The sequence below is a fragment of the Bacillota bacterium genome, from assembly GCA_040754675.1.
Lineage (GTDB): Bacteria > Bacillota > Limnochordia > Limnochordales > Geochordaceae > Geochorda.
The window spans coordinates 1-6,779 of sequence record JBFMCJ010000222.1; the positions used below are offsets into that span (position 1 = coordinate 1).

Here is a 6,779-nt window from a genome sequence, read left to right on the forward strand (position 1 = left end):
TGGCCGACCACTACGCGCCTGCCTCCCTCGTTGCCTCGCCGGCGGGCCCGGCGGCGGACGCAACGGCGCCGGTCTGGGCGCAAGGAGTGGCGCTGCGGCTGTTCGGGCTGGTGACGGGCCGGCCTGACCTGGACCAGCGTGTCGGGCTGCCCGATGCGCTGGACTTTTACGGGCTGTGGAAGCTGTTCGACGCGCTGACCGATGCGGCGTTCTACTACCGCAACCGCGAGTTCGCCCTGGGCAACACCCCCGAGCAGCGGTTCATGGGCAACTGGAGCGACGGGGTGCCGGTCAGGGAACTGGAGGTCTGGACATCCCTGCCGGTCGAAGGCTGAAAGACGGCAAGCTATAGCTACCGCACCTCAGGGAAGGAGTGCTCGACAGCGCATGGCGATGACGCCCAGGGTAGCCATCATCTACTACAGCTCGACCGGCACCGTATACCGGATGGCTCGGGAGGTCGCGGCGGGGGGCAGGGAGGCCGGCGCCGAGGTGAGGCTGCGGCGCGTGGCCGAACTGGCGCCGCCCGAGGCGGTCGAGAAAAACGCCGCATGGAAGGCCCACCTGGAAGCGACGCGGGACGTGCCGATGGCCGGCCACGATGACCTGGAGTGGGCCGACGCCTACATCTTCGGCACGCCGACCCGGTACGGCAACGTCTCGTCGCAGCTCAAGCAGTTCCTGGACAGCACGGGGCCGCTGTGGGCACAGGGCAAGCTGGCCAACAAGGTGGCGGCGGCCTTCACCAGCGCGTCCAACGCGCACGGGGGCCAGGAGGCCACGCTGCTGGCCCTCTACAACGTGATGTACCACTGGGGCTGCATCGTGGTCACCCCCGGCTACACGGATCCTCGGGTCTTTCAGGCCGGTGGCAACCCCTACGGGGTGAGCTGGACGGCGATGGGCGGGCAACCCCCTCTGGATGACGAGGTGCGGCGGGCGCTTCGCCACCTGGCCGCGCGCCTCGTGCGGGTGGCGCGCTGGGTGCGGGAGGGGCAGCGGGCCGAAGAAGAGGAACAGCTCACAACCGTGGAGCGCTAGGCTCGGGCTCTCTGCCGCACCGGCCAAGGTCGGCTCTTAGTGGTGAAGGGCCTGCCGTAGCCCTGGCTCCCCAATCGGCGGCTGCAACGGCAGGCAGCCGAGCGGGTTGGAGCGGATCTCCAAGAAATCGGCGGAATCGGAAGGAGTTCTCCTCCATCCGTCGAAGGAGGTCTGCGTCAACGGCGGAGGGCGGACGAGCTACGCAACGATGCAACGTACGCGCAATGCCTCTGGAGATGAATACGGCGGGCTTTTCGAACGCATTCGAGGGGGCCTCATCGTCTCTTGCCAGGCACCCGAGGGCGAACCACTGCACGGCCCGGAGTTCATGACTGCGATGGCCGTCGCCGCGTGGCAGGGGGGCGCGGCCGGGATCCGGGCCAACTCGGGTCCGGACATTCGGGCCATCAGGAGAACGGTTCCCCTGCCAATCATCGGGATTGTCAAGAGGAAGTATCCCGATTCGCCCGTGTTCATCACCCCGACTTTGCGGGAAGCGGGGGAGGCGGTGGAGGCAGGTGCAGATATCCTGGCGCTGGATGCCACCCTCAGGCTGCGGCCGAGCGGGCTCGACTTGGCCGAGTTTGTCCGGGCCATTCGGGCTCGCTGGCCCTTGCCGCTCATGGCAGACGTGAGTAGCGTGGCCGAGGGCGTAGCCGCCGCCCGGCTGGGCTTTGACCTGGTTGCGACCACGCTGGTCGGTTACGTGGGGGATCACCCACCCCTGGACTACGCGCCCGATTTCACGCTGATCGCGCGCATGGTTCAGGAGGTCACCACTCGCCTGGGGGTACCGGTGGTGGTGGAGGGACACATCTGGGACCCGTGGCAGGCCCGTCGCTGCCTGGAACTGGGTGCCTTTGCAGTGGTGGTGGGGAGTGCCATCACGCGGCCCCACCTGATAACCCGGCGGTTTGTCGAAGCGCTTGGCGGTGCGGGAAAGGATCAAGGAAGTTGAGCCGGAAACCGCAGGGGGAGGGGAACCCGCTGTGTCGCGGCCTCCGCTCCTGGCTCGTCTTCATAGCACCCTGGCGGCCCTGACGGACTCCGAGCAGAAGGTGGCGATGGCTGTTCGCCGCGATCCCCAGGCGACAGTCTACGCTTCCGTGACGGAGCTTGCCGCAGCGGCCGGCGTGGGGGAGACAACGGTACTCCGCTTCGCGCGAAAGCTGGGTTTTCAGAGCTATCAGGCCTTCAAGATCGAACTGGCCCGTGACATCTTTTCGGAGGGCTCCGGCGAAACCAGCCACGCGGGGCAGCCTGACAAACCCGACCTCCTGCGTCGAGCCACGGAGAACAACCAGAAGGTGATCGTCGACACGTACCGGCTGCTTGACCGTCGGACTTTCACAAAAGCGGTGGAGTTTCTGGCCGCGGCCAGGGAAATACACTTCTATGGGGTCGGCCACTCCGGCATTACGGCGCAGGACGCCAGCCGTTCCTTCTGGCGCATGGGTTTGCCGGCACGCGCTTTTCTCGACGCCCATTTTCAGTTGATGGATGCATCAAGGCTGACCTCGCTGGATGCTGCGGTCGGGCTCTCGGTCTCAGGCAGTACCCGGGATACCATTGAATGCCTCGACGTGGCTCGCAGCCGCGGGGCTCACACGATAGCCATCACGGGTTACGCACAGGCCCCGATCGCCCGCGTTGCCGACGTCGTCCTTGTGACCGCGACCCGGGAAATGCCCCTGCAGGCGGGCTCGTTCACGTCCAAGATCGGCCAGCTGCACATGCTGGATCTTCTGCTCCGAGCCGTCGTTCAGGCACGGCCCGAGGCGGCTCTTAAGTATCAGGAGGAGACGGGCCGCGCGATTTCCAGGAGGCTGTACTGATGGCTTCCCCGGTGTTGATCATGAATCGCCGGAGCTTGCTTGGTGCAGCTGCCTTGATGCTCGTCGGTTCGGTGAGAGGGTGGGGACATGAGGTGAAGTCGGAGCGGTCCAAAACCCTCCCGATTGAGGGAAGCTGGTTCGACTTTCGCCATCCCAACCCGTACGACGGCAACTACTGGAACATGCAGACCGCCGCGTTCACCGGCGAGCAGTGGCAGGCCAAGATCCGCGAGATGGCCGGCATCGGAATGAAGACGCTCGTGCTGATGTCGGTCGCACACCAGGGTATGGCCCTGTACCCTTCCAGAGTCATCCCCCGGCGATGGCGACCTTTCCACTGCGAGGACCCCATCGAGGCCGTGCTGCAGGCGGCCGACCGGGAGGACGCCAGAGTCTTCATCGGGCTGGGCTTCTTCGAGGCTGATACGGGCCGCTTCGACACGAGAGATCCTGTGGCCCTCCGTTACAGCCGCGATGTGCCGGTGGAGTTGTGGGAGCGCTACGGCCGCCACACCTCGTTCGGGGGCTGGTACCTGCCGGTTGAGGCACCCATCCGGGGCCACTTCCCCGACGGTTACCTTCGGTACACGCAGGCTATGGCGAGCCGGCTTCGCCAGATAGCGCCCGGCAAGCCGATCCTCATCGCTCCCTACGGGACTCGCACTGTCGTGCCAGATGCCCGTTTCGTTTCTCAACTGCGTGCGCTCGAGGTGGATTACGTCGCCTACCAGGACGAGGTCGGCGTCGAAAAGACCCGGCTGGACGAGCTCGACGGCATCTGGAGCCGTGTTCGCCAGGCGCATGACCGGGCGGGTATCCCGCTGTGGGCGGACGTGGAGCTGTTCCGGTTCGAGGGTCCCGTGTACCGAAGCCCGCTGGTGCCCGCGCCCATGGCCCGGATCGAGGCTCAGCTCGCCGCCGCCTCACGCTACGTCGAGAAGATCCTCGGATACCAGTACCTCGGCCTCATGAATGCTCCTGACAGCTTGGCACCGGCGGGGCATCCCAGCTCTGTCGACCTGTACCGGGCGTATCGGGCCTGGCTGGAGCGCCGTACGGGAGCGGAGAGTTGAAGCAGAGGGGGTGGGGCCTGAGCTATGAGCCGCGCAGGTTCTGCGAACAACGAGCCAGAGGTTATCAGGGTCGGAGTCCTTGGTACGGGGGCCATCGCGCGAATCGCCCACCTCCCGGCGCTGAACCACCTGCCGGGGGTTCAGGTCACGGCCGTGGCGGATGTGGACAGGAACCGGGCCGAGCAAGCGGCGCGCCGGTTCTCGATTCCCCGGGTATGCTCCACCATCGAGGAGATGGTCGCTCAAGAACCGCTCGATGCCGTGATCGTATGTACCCCGAACTACTTGCATGCCGAACACGCGGTGGCTGCGCTCAAGGCGGGCAAACACGTCCTCGTGGAAAAGCCTATCGCGACGACCCTGGCCGACGCGCTCGCGATGAAAAACGCGGCCCGGGAAGCGGGGCGCGTCCTCATGGTCGGGTTCACCCACCGCTTTTACGCTTTCAACCGATATGCCCATAAGCTCGTTCAAGAAGGAGCGATCGGCCGGATCGTGAGCCTGCGCATGCGGTTCTCGCACGAAGGCCCGTACGTCTCATGGCCGGCTGAAAGCCGGTGGTTCCTCGACCGCCGGCTCGCCGGCGGGGGAGCCCTTCTGGACATGGGGATCCACGCGGTCGACCTCGCCTCCTGGCTCGTCGGGGCTGACATACGGGAAGTGGCAGCCATGACGAGCCCGGTTGAAGTTGATAGCGAGGTGGAGAGAACGGCTCACGTACTGCTCCACTTCGCGGGGGGAGCGCTGGGGGCGATCGAGGTGGGATGGTCCACCAAGGACGGGGCTTTAGGCTACGAGCTTTATGGAACGGAAGGCTCCATGCTCGTGGACTACCAGACGCCCATCAAGCTGCTGGCTCCGACGGTGACGGGGCCCCGGGTCCGCGGGTGGATCGTGCCTTCCGTGGGCCGGAGCGATCCGTATCTCGAAGAATTGCGGCACTTTTTCGACTGCGTCCGGACCGGAGAATCCCCCGTTGTCGGTGCCCACGAGGGGATCGAGGCACTTCGGGTCATACTGGCCGCGTACGATGCGGCCGAGTCCGGGCGCACGGTGCACGTGGCGTAGCAGCTGCGCGGTCACCATACGAAACGGTTTGAGAAAGGGGGGCGGACCATGCAGGTTGCCGTCAGTATGTGGTCCCTGCATCGTGAGGCTCAAGCGGGGCGCATCGATACAGCAGGATTCGTCGGGTGGGCTGCCGATGAAGGGTTTGCAGGCGTTGAGCTTTTGAACCTCTTCTGGCGCGACCCGGGACGGGAAGTACCGGAGGTAAGACGCCTTTGTGAAGGTCTTGGCGTCCATGTCGCCGCCTACGATGCCACGAACGATTTCGGAATCCTCGAGCCGAAGGCCCGGCGGGCGCAGCTGGAGCAGGTCCGCCGTGACATCGATACGGCTGTCAGCCTGGGTGCTCCGGTTTTACGGGTGTTCGCCGGCGGAGAACACGCTAAAGTCCGCTACGAGGATGTAAAGAGGACGATTGAGGAGAGCCTCGCGGAAGTGGCCGCCTACGCCGCCCAAGCGGGAGTCGTGCTGGCCCTCGAAAATCACCCGGGCCCAGCAGGGCGGATACGCAACATGCTCGACGCGATCCGGTTCGTCAACCTGGCGCACATGCGTGTGAATCTCGATCCTGCCAACTTCTTGCTCTGCGACGAGGATCCGAGGGAGGCGGCCGCCCAGTTAGCGGATGTGGTGGCCCATGTTCACGTGAAGGACCTCGCCAGCCTGCCGGGCTCGGCCGGGGCAACCGAGGAGGGGACGCTGCTGCGCTCCCTGGCAGGGCGGGCGTACAAGGGTGTAGTCGTAGGGGGCGGTGACGTTCCGTGGGCCTCCGTGCTGGGGAGCCTTCACGCGCGGAGCTACCGCGGGTGGCTTTCCATCGAGTACGAAGGCGAGGGTGACGCACGCGCCGGTGTTATCGAGTCCCGGGCAAATCTCCTGGCGATACTGCGATCACTTTAGCTCTTTCAAATTCAACGGGGTGACTCAGCAGGCCACCATGGGGAACGGAAATACCGTGGGCCCTCAGAGCCATGAGTTTGAAGTCATCGTCGCGGGCGGGGGTACTGCCGGAAGCGCAGCCGCCATCGCCTCAGCCCGGTTGGGCGCCCGCACCCTTCTCGTGGAGGAACAGGGCTTCCTCGGCGGGACAGCTACCGCTGCGCTCGTCACCCCTCTCATGCCAAACCGCCTCGGCGACGCTAACCTCAACAGGGGTATCACCGACGAGATCAAGCGGCGGCTGCGTGCCATCGGTGGCGGTGGAGCCACGCCCGAGAACGACGGGTGGTTCGACCCGGAGGCGCTGAAGTACGTCCTGGAGGAGATGGCCGTCGAGGCGGGGGTCGAGCTGCTCTACTACACCCGGGTCATCGACGTGGAGGTCCAACCCCTCGAGGCCGGGGCGCGCCGTATTTCCGGCCTCATCGCCCACAACAAGAGCGGTCTGCAGCGCTTCAAGGCGCGCGTCGTGGTGGACGCCACCGGGGATGCCGACGTGGCCGCCGCAGCCGGATGCACCTGGGAGAGCGGCGGTGAGTGGGGTGAGCGCCAGGCGTTTTCGGTGCGGTGGATCGCAGGGGGTGTGGATCTGCCGCGGCTTTCGAGCTTCGTCGAGGGTCTGGGCGGCCACCCGTGGCCCCCTGGCTACTTCGAGGCCGCGATGGTCTGGGGGCGGGGGCACGTCCTGGAGCCCATCTTCCGCCGGGCAGTGGATGCAGGCGACCTGGAGGAGTCCGACGGGGACTACTTCCAGTGCTTCAGCGTACCCGGCAGGCGGGATGCGCTGGCGTTCAACTGCCCGCGCATCGCCGTGCACATCGAC

At 66.0% G+C, this 6,779-nt stretch carries 8 protein-coding genes; all 8 read left to right on the forward strand.

Going from position 1 to position 6,779, the window contains the following annotated elements; genetic code table 11:
• The coding region (locus AB1609_13085) for an alpha/beta hydrolase (protein MEW6047393.1) at positions 1–335 on the forward strand (335 nt) is incomplete at its 5' end.
• Positions 336–393: 58 nt separating this feature from the next.
• Positions 394–1,041: an NAD(P)H:quinone oxidoreductase gene (gene wrbA / locus AB1609_13090; GenBank protein ID MEW6047394.1), complete on the forward strand. Its 648-nt coding sequence runs from the start codon at positions 394–396 to the stop codon at positions 1,039–1,041.
• Between the two features lie 208 nt (positions 1,042–1,249).
• Positions 1,250–1,999 (forward strand): N-acetylmannosamine-6-phosphate 2-epimerase, encoded by a 750-nt coding sequence (locus tag AB1609_13095; GenBank protein MEW6047395.1) that lies wholly within the window; start codon positions 1,250–1,252, stop codon positions 1,997–1,999.
• A gap of 31 nt (positions 2,000–2,030) precedes the next feature.
• A complete protein-coding gene (locus tag AB1609_13100) occupies positions 2,031–2,876 on the forward strand; it encodes a MurR/RpiR family transcriptional regulator (GenBank protein ID MEW6047396.1) in 846 nt (281 codons plus the stop codon).
• A 92-nt stretch (positions 2,877–2,968) separates the two neighbouring features.
• Complete coding sequence (locus AB1609_13105; GenBank protein MEW6047397.1) at positions 2,969–3,949, forward strand: DUF4434 domain-containing protein; 981 nt, start codon at positions 2,969–2,971, stop codon at positions 3,947–3,949.
• Between the two features lie 24 nt (positions 3,950–3,973).
• Positions 3,974–5,017, forward strand: coding sequence for a Gfo/Idh/MocA family oxidoreductase (locus AB1609_13110; protein MEW6047398.1), 1,044 nt, complete (start codon positions 3,974–3,976; stop codon positions 5,015–5,017).
• Positions 5,018–5,065: 48 nt separating this feature from the next.
• Positions 5,066–5,917 (forward strand): sugar phosphate isomerase/epimerase family protein, encoded by an 852-nt coding sequence (locus AB1609_13115; protein MEW6047399.1) that lies wholly within the window; start codon positions 5,066–5,068, stop codon positions 5,915–5,917.
• Between the two features lie 37 nt (positions 5,918–5,954).
• On the forward strand, positions 5,955–6,779 hold an 825-nt coding region (locus AB1609_13120), incomplete at its 3' end, for an FAD-dependent oxidoreductase (GenBank protein ID MEW6047400.1).